At 71.6% G+C, this 14,426-nt stretch carries 13 protein-coding genes and 2 pseudogenes; 11 read left to right on the forward strand and 4 right to left on the reverse strand.

Going from position 1 to position 14,426, the window contains the following annotated elements; genetic code table 11:
• The coding region (locus JGS39_RS27140) for an aminomethyltransferase beta-barrel domain-containing protein (protein ID WP_372456172.1) at positions 1-568 on the forward strand (568 nt) is incomplete at its 5' end.
• Between the two features lie 6 nt (positions 569-574).
• Here JGS39_RS27140 and JGS39_RS27145 read toward each other — a convergent pair.
• From JGS39_RS27145 to JGS39_RS27155, 3 genes are all read right to left on the reverse strand, one after another.
• A complete protein-coding gene (locus JGS39_RS27145) occupies positions 575-1,462 on the reverse strand; it encodes a GNAT family N-acetyltransferase (protein ID WP_219572231.1) in 888 nt (295 codons plus the stop codon).
• A 119-nt stretch (positions 1,463-1,581) separates the two neighbouring features.
• On the reverse strand, positions 1,582-2,382 hold the full coding sequence (locus JGS39_RS27150; protein ID WP_219572232.1) for an alpha/beta fold hydrolase: 801 nt from the start codon (positions 2,380-2,382) through the stop codon (positions 1,582-1,584).
• 107 nt (positions 2,383-2,489) lie between these two features.
• A complete protein-coding gene (locus JGS39_RS27155; protein ID WP_219572233.1) occupies positions 2,490-2,825 on the reverse strand; it encodes a DUF427 domain-containing protein in 336 nt (111 codons plus the stop codon).
• Positions 2,826-2,902: 77 nt separating this feature from the next.
• Here JGS39_RS27155 and JGS39_RS27160 point away from each other — a divergent pair, with 77 nt between their 5' ends.
• The 9 genes and pseudogenes from JGS39_RS27160 to gatB form a co-directional block, all read left to right on the forward strand.
• The gene (locus JGS39_RS27160; protein WP_219572234.1) at positions 2,903-3,442 is read left to right on the forward strand and encodes an LOG family protein; all 540 of its coding nucleotides are present in this window, start codon (positions 2,903-2,905) and stop codon (positions 3,440-3,442) included.
• A 38-nt stretch (positions 3,443-3,480) separates the two neighbouring features.
• Positions 3,481-4,170 carry an SDR family oxidoreductase gene (locus JGS39_RS27165; protein ID WP_219572235.1) on the forward strand — a complete coding sequence of 230 codons (690 nt, stop codon included), beginning with the start codon at positions 3,481-3,483 and terminating at the stop codon, positions 4,168-4,170.
• A 98-nt stretch (positions 4,171-4,268) separates the two neighbouring features.
• Entirely contained in the window at positions 4,269-5,294 is a 1,026-nt protein-coding gene (locus tag JGS39_RS27170; protein WP_219572236.1) for a methionine synthase, read from the forward strand.
• A 30-nt stretch (positions 5,295-5,324) separates the two neighbouring features.
• Positions 5,325-7,535, forward strand: a complete 2,211-nt coding sequence (ligA, locus tag JGS39_RS27175; RefSeq protein WP_219572237.1) for an NAD-dependent DNA ligase LigA — start codon at positions 5,325-5,327, stop codon at positions 7,533-7,535.
• 258 nt (positions 7,536-7,793) lie between these two features.
• Entirely contained in the window at positions 7,794-9,986 is a 2,193-nt protein-coding gene (locus tag JGS39_RS27180; protein ID WP_219572238.1) for a putative bifunctional diguanylate cyclase/phosphodiesterase, read from the forward strand.
• 278 nt (positions 9,987-10,264) lie between these two features.
• Positions 10,265-10,561, forward strand: coding sequence for an Asp-tRNA(Asn)/Glu-tRNA(Gln) amidotransferase subunit GatC (gene gatC / locus JGS39_RS27185; protein ID WP_003966094.1), 297 nt, complete (start codon positions 10,265-10,267; stop codon positions 10,559-10,561).
• A 5-nt stretch (positions 10,562-10,566) separates the two neighbouring features.
• The gene (gene gatA / locus JGS39_RS27190) at positions 10,567-12,069 is read left to right on the forward strand and encodes an Asp-tRNA(Asn)/Glu-tRNA(Gln) amidotransferase subunit GatA (protein ID WP_219572239.1); all 1,503 of its coding nucleotides are present in this window, start codon (positions 10,567-10,569) and stop codon (positions 12,067-12,069) included.
• The gene (locus tag JGS39_RS27195; RefSeq protein WP_148020961.1) at positions 12,066-12,308 is read left to right on the forward strand and encodes a hypothetical protein; all 243 of its coding nucleotides are present in this window, start codon (positions 12,066-12,068) and stop codon (positions 12,306-12,308) included. Before gatA ends, JGS39_RS27195 begins: the two co-directional genes overlap by 4 nt.
• A gap of 14 nt (positions 12,309-12,322) precedes the next feature.
• Positions 12,323-13,513: pseudogene (gene gatB, locus JGS39_RS27200) on the forward strand (Asp-tRNA(Asn)/Glu-tRNA(Gln) amidotransferase subunit GatB); the annotation flags it as partial.
• A gap of 43 nt (positions 13,514-13,556) precedes the next feature.
• Here gatB and JGS39_RS27205 read toward each other — a convergent pair.
• Positions 13,557-13,991: an NPCBM/NEW2 domain-containing protein gene (locus tag JGS39_RS27205; protein ID WP_219572240.1), complete on the reverse strand. Its 435-nt coding sequence runs from the start codon at positions 13,989-13,991 to the stop codon at positions 13,557-13,559.
• A gap of 69 nt (positions 13,992-14,060) precedes the next feature.
• Here JGS39_RS27205 and JGS39_RS27210 point away from each other — a divergent pair.
• Positions 14,061-14,426: pseudogene (locus tag JGS39_RS27210) on the forward strand (hypothetical protein); the annotation flags it as partial.

The following is a 14,426-nucleotide window of genomic DNA, read 5'->3' on the forward strand; positions in this document are numbered from 1 at the left end:
GGCCGAGCGCCGGGGCCTCGCGGTCGCCAAGAAGCCCGACAGCCACGACATCTGCTTCATCGCCGACGGCGACACCCAGGGCTTCCTGGCGGACCGCCTCGGCGGCAAGGCGGAGGGCGACATCCTCGACGAGTCCGGTACGAAGCTCGGCACCCACGAGGGCGCGTTCGGCTTCACCATCGGCCAGCGCAAGGGCCTGCGCATCGGCCACCCGGCCGCCGACGGCAAGCCGCGCTACGTCCTGGACATCTCCCCGGTGAACAACACGGTGACCGTCGGCCCCGTCGAGGCCCTCGACGTGACCGCCCTCACCGCGATCAGGCCCCGCTGGTGCGGCACCCCGCCGTCCGGCCCCGGCACGTACACCGCCCAGCTCCGCGCCCACGGCGGCGAGACCGAGGTGAGCGCCGAGCTGCTCGACGGCACGCTCCACGTCACCTTCACCGAGCCGGTACGGGGCGTGGCCCCCGGCCAGGCGGTCGTGCTGTACGACGGGACGCGCGTGGTCGGGTCGGCGACGATCGCCACGACGGTGCGGCGGGAAACGGCGGCGGTCGCTTCCGACTGACTGCCCCTACCCGGCTTGCGGCGCGTCGTAGGAGAACCTGTGTCCGGCGAAGTCGGCGACATGGACGTACCCGATGCGCCGGTAGAGGGCGTTGCTGGTGGGGTTGCCCGGGTCCGTGAACAAGACGACGTCCGTCGCGCCCGCGGCCAGGGCCGCCCTGCTCGCCTCGGCCGTCACGGCTCCCGCGTAGCCGTGGCCGCGGAGGCGGGCCGGGGTGTAGACGGGGTCCACGCGGACCATGCCGCCGACGAGCGAGGTCGCGGCCGCCATCGAGACGGGGGTGCCGTCCGGGGTCTCCCAGAACGTGAAGTGCCGGTCGCCGAACCGCGAGTCGTCCCAGTTCCCGGTGTCGATCAGGTCGATGGAGGGCTGCTCCCCGACATCGACGCAGAACTCACGGCACCAGCGCACGACCTGATCGCGGTCCCTGACACCCACGACCCGCCCCCGGCCCTCCGGCCGCGGCAGCGGGGGAGTGAGTGTGCCGAGACGGTAGAGATGCGTGCGCCAGAAGGGCAGGGACGCTGCCCCCGTGTGCCGCTGCCACGACTCGGCGAAGGCGCCGGCGGTGTCGTGGTCCGCGATGACATGGGCGGGGGAGAGGCCGAGGCCGCCCAGGTGAGCTGCGAGGGCGTCGGTCTGCTCGGGGGACAGGGGAGTGAGACCCAGGCGGCCGTGCGGGGTGAGGTAGAGGATCGCGCGGACCTGGCCCCCTGACGCCAGCCGGCCGAACACGGCGGCTTCGGCGTCGTGGCCGGTGGCCCTGCGCGTCCGCAGTCTCTCGATGTCCGTCAGGGGTGTGTTGTGCAGGGCGGGGCGCGAGCGCAGGAAGTCTCCGGCCCCGGCGAGGAAGTCGTCAACGTCTTGGGTGAGGTGCCAGCCGTCCGGGAGCATGCCTCATGATCTCGGACCGCCTGCGCCGGAGGCACCCCCGGGCCCCGCGCGGCAACGCCCGACCCCTGTACGGGCGTGGCCGCGCGGGGTGCTTGGCCCCCCGGCCCGCCCGTGTTTACTCAGGACGCCTGGCGCACGTACACGTCCCGCGTGAAGAACTCCGCCAGCACCGGGGCGACCGCCTGCGGTGCCAGTTCGCGCATCTGCCCCGTCAGGGTGCGGTGCCGGCCCCGGGGCAGGGCGTCCGCCAGCAGCCGGCTCGACGTCCTCGCGGTGGCCGTGCTGAAGCCGCCGCAGACCACCAGGGTCCGCGCCGTCACCGAGGCGAACCGCTCGGCCGGGACCGCGCCGTCGCCCAGCACCGCGTCGTCGTAGGCGAGTGTGTGTGCCACGGACTCCAGGGTCCGCCACAGCGGCGCCCGTCGCATCCTGGCGATCGTGTCGGCCGCGACACCCGTCACGGTCAGGAACAGCTCCACCGCCCCGGCCCGGTCGCCGGCGGACAGCAGCCGGTGCAGCCGGGCCGTGCAGCCGGCCTTGAAGAGGAGGCCTGCGGCGCCCGGGGTGTACGGCGGCTCGTACACCGCGAGCCGGGCGGCAGGGAGCCCGGCCGCCAGCGCCTCCAGGGCCAGCGCGCCGCCGGCCCCGACCCCGAACACCGAGGGCCGTCCGCCCACCGCCTCCGCGAGCGCCATGAGGTCCTCGATCTCGCGCTCCACCGCATACGGCGACCGGTCGCCACTGGCGCCCCGGCCACGCCGGTCGTACGTGACGACCTCGAAGCGCGGCGCGAGGAGGCGGGCCAGCGGAGCCTCGGTTGCCGCGGTGCCCAGCGCCCCGCCCACCAGGATCAACGGCGGTCCTTCGCCCCGGCGCCGGTACGCGATCAGGGTGCCGTCGCGGGAGAGAGTCTTGTCCATGTGGAGGTGGACTGCGGGGCGTGCGGAAACTCATCGTTCTCCGCGAAAACTTTCTGAACTTTCTCTTCTCCGCAGCTCAGAGGAGTTGTTGACGGTGAGTCGAGCCGTCAGTCGGCCAGGGTCTCGGTGTCGTAGAAACAGAAGTGGTCCTTGATCGCGGCCACTTCGGACTTCGGCTCCGGGTACGCCCAGACCAGATCGGCCGCTCCTGGCAGCGACCAGTAGGAGGCGTCCCCCTTGAACGGACAGTGGGTCCGGGTGTCCGAGGCCGTCAGCAGTCCGGTACGGACGTCCTCGGGCGGCAGGTAGTACCGGACCGGGCAGCCGGTCTCGCGCAGCACGAGCGGGCGCCGGCTCTCGGCCAGCAGCACTCCGTCCCGGACCACGCGCACATGCTCGGTGCCCGGCTCGACGGTGATGCGGTGTCCTCGGGTGGCAGTCATGCTCTGTTCAGCCCCGCCGTCCGCCGGATTCTTCCCCGGATTCGGCGCTGTCGGTGCCGGGATCTAACGTGGCAGTCATGAAGATCTGCGTTTTCCTCTCCGCCGCCGACCTCGACGACCGCTACACCGTGCCCGCCCGCGAGTTCGCCGAGCTGATCGGCCGCGGCGGGCACACCCTGGTCTGGGGCGGCTCGGAGAGCGGGCTGATGAAGGTCGTCGCGGACGGCGTGCAGGAGTCGGGCGGGAAGCTCGTCGGCGTGTCGGTGGACTTCCTGGCCGCGAAGGCACGGACCAACGCGGACGAGATGGTGATCGCCCGGGACCTCGCCGAGCGCAAGGCGTTGCTCCTGGAGAAGTCCGACGCGGTCGTGATCATGGTGGGCGGCACCGGCACGCTCGACGAGGCCACCGAGATCCTGGAGCTCAAGAAGCACGGCAGGACCACCAAGCCGGTCGTGCTGCTCAACACGGCGGGGTTCTACGACGGGCTCCGCCAGCAGTTCCAGCGCATGGAGGACGAGGGCTTCCTGCCGGTCCCGCTGACCGACCTGGTGTTCTTCGCGAAGGACGGCGTCGGCGCCCTCGCCTACCTGGAGGAGTGGGCCGGCCTGCAGTGACGTGCGGGCGGTGAGACGCCGGGTGCGACGATGGGCGTATGTCCACTCACCTCATCACCGGTGCCGGTTCCGGCATCGGCGCAGCCGTCGCCCGCCGTCTCACGGAGCGCGGCGACGAGCTCGTCCTGCTGGCCCGTGACGCGGGCCGCGCCAAGGAACTGGCCGCGCTCCACCCCGGCGCCCGCACGCTCGTCGGCGATCTGTCCAACCCCGACCGGCTCTCCTGGGCCTTCGGCCAGCAGCCGATGCCGGAGCGGCTCGACTCGCTGCTGCACATCGCGGGCGTCGTCGAACTCGGCCGCGTCGGCGAGCTCACGCCCAAGGCCTGGCACTTCCAGCTCAACGCCAACCTGATCGCCCCGGCCGAGCTGACCCGTCTGATGCTGCCCCAGCTGCGGGTCGCCCAGGGCCATGTCCTCTTCGTGAACTCCGGCGCCGGGCTCTCCGCGAGCCCCGAGTGGAGCGCGTACGCCGCCAGCAAGCACGGACTGAAGGCGCTCGCCGACTCGCTGCGCCACGAGGAGCACGAGAACGGGGTGCGCGTGACGTCCGTGTACCCGGGCCGTACGGCCAGCCCCATGCAGGCCAAGGTCCACCAGCAGGAGGGCAAGGAGTACGACGCCTCGCGCTGGATCGACCCCGAGTCCGTCGCCACCACGATCCTGATGGCGCTCGACCTGCCCCGCGACGCCGAGGTCAACGACCTCACGGTGCGCCCCGGCCGCTGACGGCCCGGGGGCTCACCGCGCGGCCCGGCCGGTGCTGCCGGTTCGTGCGGGGACCGGCCGCCGACTGTCCGGGCCGCGAACCGCCGTAGGCTTCCCGCGTGAGCGAGAAGAGCAAGTTCAGCGGGTGCCCGGCCACCGGAATCGGTTCGATGCCCGGAGGCGACGCACGGGAGGCGGCGAAGACCGTCACCGGCTCCTTCGGGGACGGCCAGGGCGTGCCCTATCTGGCGGAACTGCCCGCGCGTGGTCCCGGCGCGGACATGATCGGGCGGTCCATCGGCCTGCTCGTCGAGATGTACGGACACGTCGAGCCCAGCGGCTGGCGCATCAGCGACCGGCCGGGGCGCGACACCCGCCGCGCCCGGTCCTGGCTCGGCGAGGACCTCGACGCCCTGGAGGAGTTCACCCAGGGGTACGAGGGCCCGCTCAAGGTGCAGGCCGTCGGTCCGTGGACGCTGGCCGCCGCGCTGGAACGCCGCGGCGGCGAAGCCGTCCTCGGTGACCCCGGCGCCTGCCGCGACCTGGCGGGCTCGCTCGCGGAGGGGCTGCGCAACCACCTCGCCGAGGTGCGGCGCCGGATGCCCGGTGCGCGCGTGATCCTCCAGCTCGACGAACCGTCGCTGACCGGGGTCCTGCTCGGGCGGATCCGGACGGCCAGTGGCTACCGCACCTACCGGGCCGTGGACCGCCAGGTCGTGGAGGACACCCTGCGCGACGTGCTCGCGGTGGCCGGCGACGCCGCCACGGTCGTGCACACCTGCGCGCCCGACGTGCCGTTCGCCCTGCTGCGCCGGGCCGGGACCGATGGAATCTCGTTCGACTTCTCTCTGCTCACCGAGCGTGAGGAGGAGGCGATCGGGGAAGCGGTCGAGGGCGGGACCCAGCTGTTCCTCGGGGTGGTGCCGGGCACCGACCCGGCCTCGGGCGGATTGTCGGACCCGGGCGGTAGCGTCATGGGTGTCAGGACGCTGTGGCGCAGGCTGGGGCTGAATCCGGGGACTCTGACCGAGTCCGTGGCGATCACCCCGTCGTGCGGTCTCGCGGGTGCCTCGCCCGCGTACGCCCGTGCCGCGCTCGCCCACTGCGCCCGGGCCGCGAAATCGCTCGCAGACAACCCTGAGTAACGGGGCACTGGGTAACGGGAGGACGGGACGATGGCCGGCGAACAGCAGACGTCACTGCCGGGCGAACAGGAGACGGCGGTGCCGGCCCAGGCACGGGAGCGGCACGCGCTCCTCGCCGAGCAGCTCGAGGAGCACCGCTTCCGCTACTACGTGAAAGACCAGCCGGTCGTCAGCGACGCGGAGTTCGACCGGCTGATGCGTGAGCTGGAGGCACTGGAGGACGAGCACCCGCAGCTGCGTACACCCGACTCGCCGACCCAGAAGGTCGCGGGGCCGTACCGGACGGAGTTCACCTCCGTCGCGCACCGCGAACGGATGCTGTCCCTGGACAACGCCTTCGACGACCTGGAGCTGGCCGCCTGGGGCGAGCGGATCGCGCGGGACGTGGGCGCCACCGGCTACCACTTCCTGTGCGAGCTCAAGATCGACGGCCTCGCGGTCAACCTCACCTACGAGCACGGGCTGCTGACCCGGGCCGCGACCCGCGGCGACGGCCGCACGGGCGAGGACATCACGCCCAACGTCCGTACGATCGCGGAGATCCCGCACCGGCTTAAGGGCGACCGGATCCCGGCGCTCGTCGAGATCCGCGGCGAGGTGTTCTTCCCGATGGACGCCTTCGAGGAGCTGAACGCCCGGCTGGTCGAGGCCGACGACAAGCCCTTCGCCAACCCGCGCAACGCGGCGGCCGGTTCGCTGCGCCAGAAGGACCCCAAGGTCACCGCCACCCGGCCGCTGCACATGGTGGTCCACGGCATCGGCGCCCGCGAGGGCTTCGACATCGACCGCCTCTCGCACGCCTACGAGCTGCTCCACGAGTGGGGGCTGCCCACCGCCAAGTACAACAAGGTGGTGGACTCCCTCGCCGGGGTGCGGGAGTTCATCGCGTACTTCGGCGAGCACCGGCACTCCGTGGAGCACGAGATCGACGGAGTCGTCGTCAAGCTCGACGAGATCCCGCTCCAGGGCCGCCTCGGCTCCACCTCCCGCGCACCGCGCTGGGCGATCGCCTGGAAGTACGCGCCGGAGGAGGTCAACACCAAGCTCGTCAACATCCGCGTCGGCGTCGGCCGCACCGGCCGCGTCACCCCGTACGCGCAGGTCGAACCGGTCGAGGTGGCGGGCTCCGAGGTCGAGTTCGCGACCCTGCACAACCAGAACGTGGTGCGCGCGAAGGGCGTCCTGATCGGCGACACGGTCGTGCTGCGCAAGGCCGGCGACGTGATCCCGGAGATCCTCGGCCCCGTCGCCGACCTCCGGGACGGCACCGAGCGGGCCTTCGTCATGCCCACGCACTGCCCCGAGTGCGGGACGGAGCTACGGCCGATGAAGGAGGCCGACATCGACGTCCGCTGCCCCAACGCCCGCTCCTGTCCGGCGCAGCTGCGGGAGCGGGTCGCCTATCTGGCGGGCCGCAAGTGCCTGGACATCGACCACTTCGGATACGTCGCCGCCGCGGCCCTGACCCGCCCGCTGGAGCCCGCCGACCCGCCGCTTCGGGACGAGGGCGATCTCTTCGGGCTGACGGTGGAGCAGCTGCTGCCCATCCGTGCCTACGTCCTCGACATGGACAGCGGGCTGCCCAAGCGGGACCCGAAGACCGGCGAGGAGAAGATCGCGACGGTCTTCGCCAACCAGCAGGGCGAGCCGAAGAAGAACGCCGTCGCGATGCTGGACGCCATCGCCGCGGCGAAGGAGGCCCCGCTGGCCCGGATCCTCACCGGGCTCTCCATCCGCCATGTCGGGCCGGTCGCCGCCCAGGAGCTGGCCCGCCAGTTCCGGTCGATCGACCGGATCGAAGAGGCCACCGAGCAGGAGCTGGCCGACGCGGACGGGGTCGGGGAGATCATCGCCGCCTCGGTCAAGCAGTGGTTCGCCGAGGAGTGGCACCGCGAGATCCTGCGCAAGTGGCGTGAGGCGGGGGTCCGGATGGAGGACGAGGGCGCCGGTGAGGAGGAGGGGCCGAGGCCGCTCGAAGGACTCACCGTCGTCGTGACCGGCACGCTGACCGGGCACACCCGGGACGGTGCGAAGGACGCCCTGCAGAGCCGCGGGGCGAAGGTCACCGGCTCCGTCTCGAAGAAGACCTCCTTCGTCGTCGTCGGCGACAACCCCGGGACGAAGTACGACAAGGCGATGCAGCTGAAGGTCCCCGTGCTCGACGAGGACGGCTTCGCCGTGCTGCTCGAACAGGGGCCCGAGGCGGCGCGCGAGGCCGCGGTTCCGGCCGAGGAACAGTAGGGGAGCGGAAGGGTAGGCGCCGGAGGGTGAGGAGGGAGTGACACACCGTCGGATTCACCCGATCGGCGCATAGCAGATGCTGACGGGTGGTCGGTTCGCATTCGGGCAAGAGCGGCAGACCGCTGCCCGTGGACCCCCTCGGCGGCCTACTGTTGGGAGACGCGCCTGCGGTACCCGGTCACCGCGTGGGACGGGGCGCGGTGGCACGGGACGGAACCATCGGGTGACATCGGCACCGCCGGCTGTGAGAGGGACGGAATGAAACCGACCGAGAACGCCGCACCGGTGTCGCGGCTGCAAGGTTTCACCGGCCTCACGCCCAAAGTGGGTGCCGTCGTCGTGGCCCTCGCCACGGTTCAGCTGGCGACCGGTTTCTACCGGACCGTGAGCAGCGGGCACGCCCTCTTCCCGGACGGGAGGGCCGGCTGGTCGCTCGCCGTCCTCACCGGGATCGTCGTCGGTCATCTGGTCGCGCTCGGCCGCGACCGCTGGTGGGGCGGCACGGGCTCCGGAGCCGCCCTCACCCTCGCCGTGCTGCTCCTCTACGGCTGGGTGCCCGCGGGCCTGGTCAGCCTGGTCGTGGTCGTGCTCGTCGGCGTGGCCCGCAGGCACCGCTGGTGGCAGGGGCTGCTGCACGGGGCGGTGGACATCCTGGGCGTGGGCGCCGCGGCCCTGGTCCTGGCGGCGTTCGGCGAGGTGCAGACCGTCGAGTCGCCCTGGCAGCCACTCGACTGGGGTATCGACGCCGTCCCGGAGGTCCTGCTGGCGGCCTCCACGTATCTGCTCGTCACCCGGGTCCTGCTGTGGTACGCCCGGTCCCCGCAGGGCGGCGGACTGCCGACGGTGGACCGCACCGCACTGCTGCGGCAAGGTCTCGTCGCCGTCGCGCTCCTCGGCATCGCGCCGCTGATCTGCGTCGTCGCGATGGCGATGCCCGTCCTGCTGCCCCTCTTCGCGGTCCCACTGATCGCCCTGGACTCCACACTGTGGATCGCCCGCGCCAGGGCGGAGGAGCAGTTGCGGGACCCGCTGACCGGGCTGCCGAACCGGCAGTGGCTGCTGGAGCGCACCTGGACGGCGCTGGAGGAGGCCGAGAGCCTCGGCAGCCGGGTCGGCCTCGTCCTGATCGACCTCGACCGCTTCCGGGCGGTCAACGACACCCTCGGCCACCTCGCCGGGGACCGGCTGCTGCTGCAGATAGCGGACCGGCTGCGCCTCGCCCTGCCGAAGGGCGCGGAGGCGGCCAGGCTCGGCGGCGACGAGTTCGCCGTGCTCCTGCCGACCGCGGACTCCACCACCAGCACCCAGCGCGTCGCCCGTCATCTGGTCGCCGAGCTCTCCTCGCCGCTGGACCTCGACGGACTCACGCTGGTGCTGGAGGCCAGCGCCGGAGTCGCCGTCTACCCCGACCACGCACTGGACGCGGAGGGTCTGCTCCGGCGGGCGGACGTGGCGATGTACCAGGCCAAGCGCGACCGGACGGGCGTGGAGGTGTACGAGTCGAAGCGCGACAGCAACACCCCGGACCGGCTCGGCCTCCTCGGCGACCTGCGGCGCGCGCTGGACGCGGGCGAGGTGGAGCTGCACTACCAGCCGAAGGTCCGCTTCGACGGTCAGGTGGCCGGTCTGGAGGCCCTGGTCCGCTGGGTGCATCCGGAGCGGGGGAGAGTGCCCCCGGACGAGTTCATCGCCATAGCGGAGTCGTCCGGGCTGATGCCGCACCTCACGGAGTACGTCCTGGAGACGGCGCTGGCGCAGGTCGCCCGGTGGCGGGCGCAGGGCCTGTTCGTCCCGGTCGCGGTCAACGTGTCCCCGCGCGATGTGCACACCCCGGGGTTCGCGGGCAGTGTCGCGGCCCGGCTGGCCCGGCACGGCGTTCCGGCCGGTGCCCTGCAGCTGGAGATAACGGAACACGTGCTGCTGGAGGACCCGCAGCGGGCCGCGGACACCCTCGCGGGGCTGACCGGGCACGGCGTCAAGATGTCCCTGGACGACTTCGGCACGGGGTACTCCTCGCTGGTCCACCTGCGCAGGCTGCCGGTCAGCGAGCTCAAGATCGACCGGTCGTTCGTGGCCCGGCTCGCCATCGACCACGAGGACGCGGAGATCGTCCGCTGCACGATCGACCTGGCCCACTCGCTCGGTCTGGTGGTCGTCGCCGAGGGTGTCGAGGACGACGAGACGTGGGAGCGGCTGCGGGACCTGGGCTGCGACGCGGTCCAGGGCTGGCTGGTGGCGGCCGCGATGCCGCCCCAGGAGACGACCGCGTGGCTGCGGGCGCGCGGCGAGCACGGATGGCGGCGGCCGGCCGAACTGGCGGCAGCGGCCGCGGCGGCCGCCGCAGCGGGGGCGGGTACGGGTGCGGGTACGGGGACGGCCGTCGCGGCGACGCCCGAGCTGGAGCAGCGCCCTTCCGGGCGGGCGGTCGAGTCGCGGCCGGCGACGACGTAGGGCGGGGCGCCGGGGCGAGGGCCGGGGTGACGGGGTGAGGTGACCGGGAGCGCCCGGTGTTCGTTTTGTCCTCAATCGCCGGACGGGCTCGACGGTGCCGGCTGCGGCTTTGTCCTCGGGCGCCGGGCGGGTCTCCCCCTGTGGCCGTACCCGGTCCGGGCGACCCCATAGGATTGGGGGCCGGCGGCACATTTCCACCTGCCGCGCTTCGGACGGACGGCGGGAACGTACCGCCGGCCCCCGGCCAAAACCACACACCAACCCCTGAGGATCGCTGCATGCCTGGCATCACGCGCGAGGAGGTCGCCCACCTCGCCCGGCTGGCGCGTCTGGAGCTGAAGGGCGAAGAGCTCGATCACTTCGCCGGTCAGCTCGACGACATCATCGGCGCGGTCGCCCGCGTCTCCGAGGTCGCCGACCAAGACGTACCGCCGACCTCCCACCCGCTGCCGCTGACCAACGTCATGCGGGCGGACGAGGTCCGTCCGTCGCTCACCCCCGCGCAGGCGCTCTCCGGCGCCCCGGCCCAGGAGCAGCAGCGTTTCAAGGTGCCGCAGATCCTGGGGGAGGACTAAAGATCATGACGGACATCAGCACCATCATCAAGCTCACCGCCGCCGAGATCGCCGCGAAGATCGCCTCGGGCGAACTCACGGCCGTCGAGGTCACCGAGGCCCACCTGGCCCGGATCGAAGCCGTCGACGAGAAGGTCCACGCCTTCCTGCACATCGACCGCGAGGGCGCGCTCGCGCAGGCCCGCGCCGTCGACGCCAAGAAGGCGGCCGGTGAGAAGCTGGGCCCGCTGGCCGGCGTCCCGCTCGCGCTGAAGGACATCTTCACCACCGAGGACATGCCGACCACCGTCGGTTCGAAGATCCTCGAAGGCTGGGTACCACCGTACGACGCGACCGTCACCAAGCGGCTGAAGGCCGCCGACGTCGTCATCCTCGGCAAGACCAACATGGACGAGTTCGCCATGGGGTCCTCCACCGAGAACAGCGCCTACGGCCCGACCGGCAACCCGTGGGACCTCACCCGCATCCCGGGCGGCTCCGGAGGCGGCTCCTCGGCGGCCCTCGCGTCGTTCGAAGCCCCGCTCGCCATCGGCACGGACACCGGCGGTTCCATCCGCCAGCCCGCGGCCGTCACCGGCACCGTCGGCGTCAAGCCCACCTACGGCGGCGTCTCCCGCTACGGCATGGTGGCCTTCTCGTCCTCCCTCGACCAGGGCGGGCCCTGCGCCCGCACGGTCCTGGACGCGGCCCTGCTGCACGAGGCCATCGCCGGACACGACCCGCTCGACTCGACGTCCATCGACGCCCCGGTCCCGCCGGTCGTCGAGGCCGCGCGCAACGGCTCCGTACAGGGCATGCGCGTCGGTGTCGTGAAGCAGTTCTCCGGCGAGGGCTACCAGGCCGGTGTCGTCCAGCGCTTCAACGAGTCGGTCGAGCTGCTGAAGTCGCTCGGCGCCACGATCGTCGAGCTGGACTGCCCGTCCTTCGACCTCGGCCTTTCGGCGTACTACCTCATCGCGCCGTCCGAGTGTTCCTCGAACCTCGCCCGCTTCGACGCCATGCGCTACGGCCTGCGGGTCGGCGACGACGGCACGAGGTCCGCCGAGGACGTCACCGCGCTCACCCGCGAGGCCGGCTTCGGCGACGAGGTCAAGCGCCGCATCATCCTCGGTACGTACGCGCTGAGCTCCGGCTACTACGACGCGTACTACGGCTCGGCGCAGAAGGTCCGCACGCTGATCACGCGGGACTTCGAGAAGGCCTTCGAGCAGGTGGACGTCATCGTCTCGCCGACGACGCCCACCACCGCCTTCCCGATCGGCGAGCGCGCCGACGACCCGATGGCGATGTACCTCGCGGATCTGTGCACCATTCCGACCAACCTGGCCGGCAACGCCGCCATGTCGCTGCCCTGCGGCCTGGCGCCGGAGGACGGCCTCCCGGTCGGGCTGCAGATCATCGCCCCCGCCATGAAGGACGACCGGTTGTACAAGGTCGGAGCCGCCGTCGAGGCCGCATTCGTGGAAAAGTGGGGGCACCCGCTGCTTGAGGAGGCTCCGTCGCTATGAGCGCAATGGCTAAGAAGGCCAAGAACTTCAAGAAGTCCAAGACCGGCGCGTACGTATCCATGGGTACTACCGCCTTCGGCGCGCTCAGCGTGTTCAAGCAGGTGAAGATGGCCCGCCAGGACAACGACACACTGCGGCTGATCGACGCCGCCGTATCCGCCGCCGCGATCGTGACCGGACTCGCGATCCTCTACCGCGAGCTCAAGCGTCTCGGTGACGACGACGTCCTGCTGGGCTGAGAGGGAAAGTTTCAGTGACTGTCATTGACCTGGAGTCGTACGAGGACGCCCTCGCGACGTACGACCCCGTCATGGGCCTCGAAGTCCATGTCGAGCTCGGCACCAAGACCAAGATGTTCTGCGGCTGCTCCACCGAGCTCAAGCAGGACGCCAACTCGCAGACCTGCCCGGTCTGCCTCGGTCTGCCCGGCGCGCTGCCGGTCGTGAACGAGATCGGCGTCGAGTCCGCCATCAAGATCGGTCTCGCGCTGAACTGCGAGATCGCCGAGTGGTGCCGCTTCGCCCGGAAGAACTACTTCTATCCGGACATGCCGAAGAACTTCCAGACCTCGCAGTACGACGAGCCGATCGCCTTCGACGGCTATCTGGACGTCCAGCTGGAGGACGGGGAGATCTTCCGGGTGCAGATCGAGCGCGCCCACATGGAGGAGGACACCGGCAAGTCGACGCACGTCGGCGGTGCCACCGGCCGCATCCACGGTGCGTCCCACTCCCTGCTCGACTACAACCGCGCGGGCATTCCGCTCATCGAGATCGTCACCAAGCCGATCGAGGGAGCGGGCGCCCGGGCCCCCGAGGTCGCCAAGGCGTACGTCGCCGAGCTCCGCGAGCTCATCAAGGCGCTCGGCGTCTCGGAGGCCCGCATGGAGATGGGCCAGATGCGCTGCGACGTGAACCTGTCGCTGCGCCCGCACGGCCGCGAGGCGTTCGGTACCCGCTCCGAGACGAAGAACGTGAACTCGCTGCGTTCCGTCGAGCGCGCCGCCCGTTTCGAGATTCAGCACCGCGGCGTGGCGCTGGATCTCGAAACGGGCGGCACGATCGTGCAGGAGACCCGGCACTTCCACGAGGAGGACGGCTCCACCACGGCCGGCCGAATCAAGGACAACGCCGAGGACTACCGCTACTTCCCCGAGCCCGACCTGGTGCCGGTCGCCCCGGCCCGGGACTGGGTCGAGGAGCTCCGCAAGGGGCTTCCCGAGCTGCCGCGGCTGCGCCGCGCCCGGCTCAAGGAGGAATGGGGTGTCTCCGAGCACGACATGCAGTCCATCCTCAACGCGGGCGCGGTCGATCTGATCGTCGCCACGACCGAGGTGGGCGCCCCGGCGGACCAGGCACGCAAGTGGTGGATGGGCGAGCTCGCCCGTAACGCCAACGAGACCGGCCGCGCCCTCGACGAGCTGGGTGTCACCCCGGCTCCGGTTCCGGCGGCGCTCCGGTTCCGGCCGGGTGCACCGCCCTTCCGTCTCAGCGCTTCAGCAGCGGGGTTCCCAGGGCCATGGTCGCGCCGTCGCAGTTCTCGTCGATGCGGATCCGCAGCCGCAGCCCGTTCTCCACCTTCAACGACAGCTTCTGGGGTTTGCCCAGTTCCAGCGTGCCGACCCAGAGCGTCTTGTCGTCGACCTTGACGGTCAGCCGTCCCGCCTCGTAGTTCGAGTCGTCATCGATACCCGCGGTCACATCGAACGTCGTCCATGCCCGGCCGAGGTTGAACTCCATGTACGGCGCGGTGGTGCAGTCCGGTGTGGCCACATAGGCGTCGTTGTGCAGCCGGGTGTCGAGCTTCGTGGAACCCACGACGAACAACTCGGGCTCGGCCACGGTGTTCAGCGTCGTCAGTGAGGTCTGCGACGCGTCCTCCAGGGAGCCGGGGTCCGTCGGCTCCGCCGACGCGGAGGACATGTCGTCGCCCTCGGCGCCCGGCTCCGCGGCGGGGGTGTCCGTCCCGGTGTCGGNACGGGAGACGACTGCGTGGTCGCCGCTCCGGCGCCCGCACCCTCGTCGTCCTTGTCGCCGCTGCCGTTCAGTGCCTGCACACCCCACGCACCCAGTGCGGCGAACACCACCACGGCCGCCACGGGGAGAGCGATCCGCAGCAGCCCGCGCTTCTTCTTCGCAGGCACAGGCGCAGCCGCAGGCTGGTGGGAGGAGCTCGTGTCCGGGACGGGCGCGGCCGAGGCGAGCGCCGCGGTACCGGGTTGCACCGTCGAGGGCGGCGACACCCCCGGATCCGACGACGCCGTGATCGGCGGCGGGAACACGGACCGGTCGCTGTCCGGCGCCGTGGGCGGCGGTGTGGCGGGCGCCGGAGGGGGAGCGGGGACAGCGCTTCCCGGG

Origin of the sequence: Streptomyces poriferorum (assembly GCF_019399235.1) — a bacterium.
Taxonomy (GTDB): domain Bacteria; phylum Actinomycetota; class Actinomycetes; order Streptomycetales; family Streptomycetaceae; genus Streptomyces; species Streptomyces poriferorum.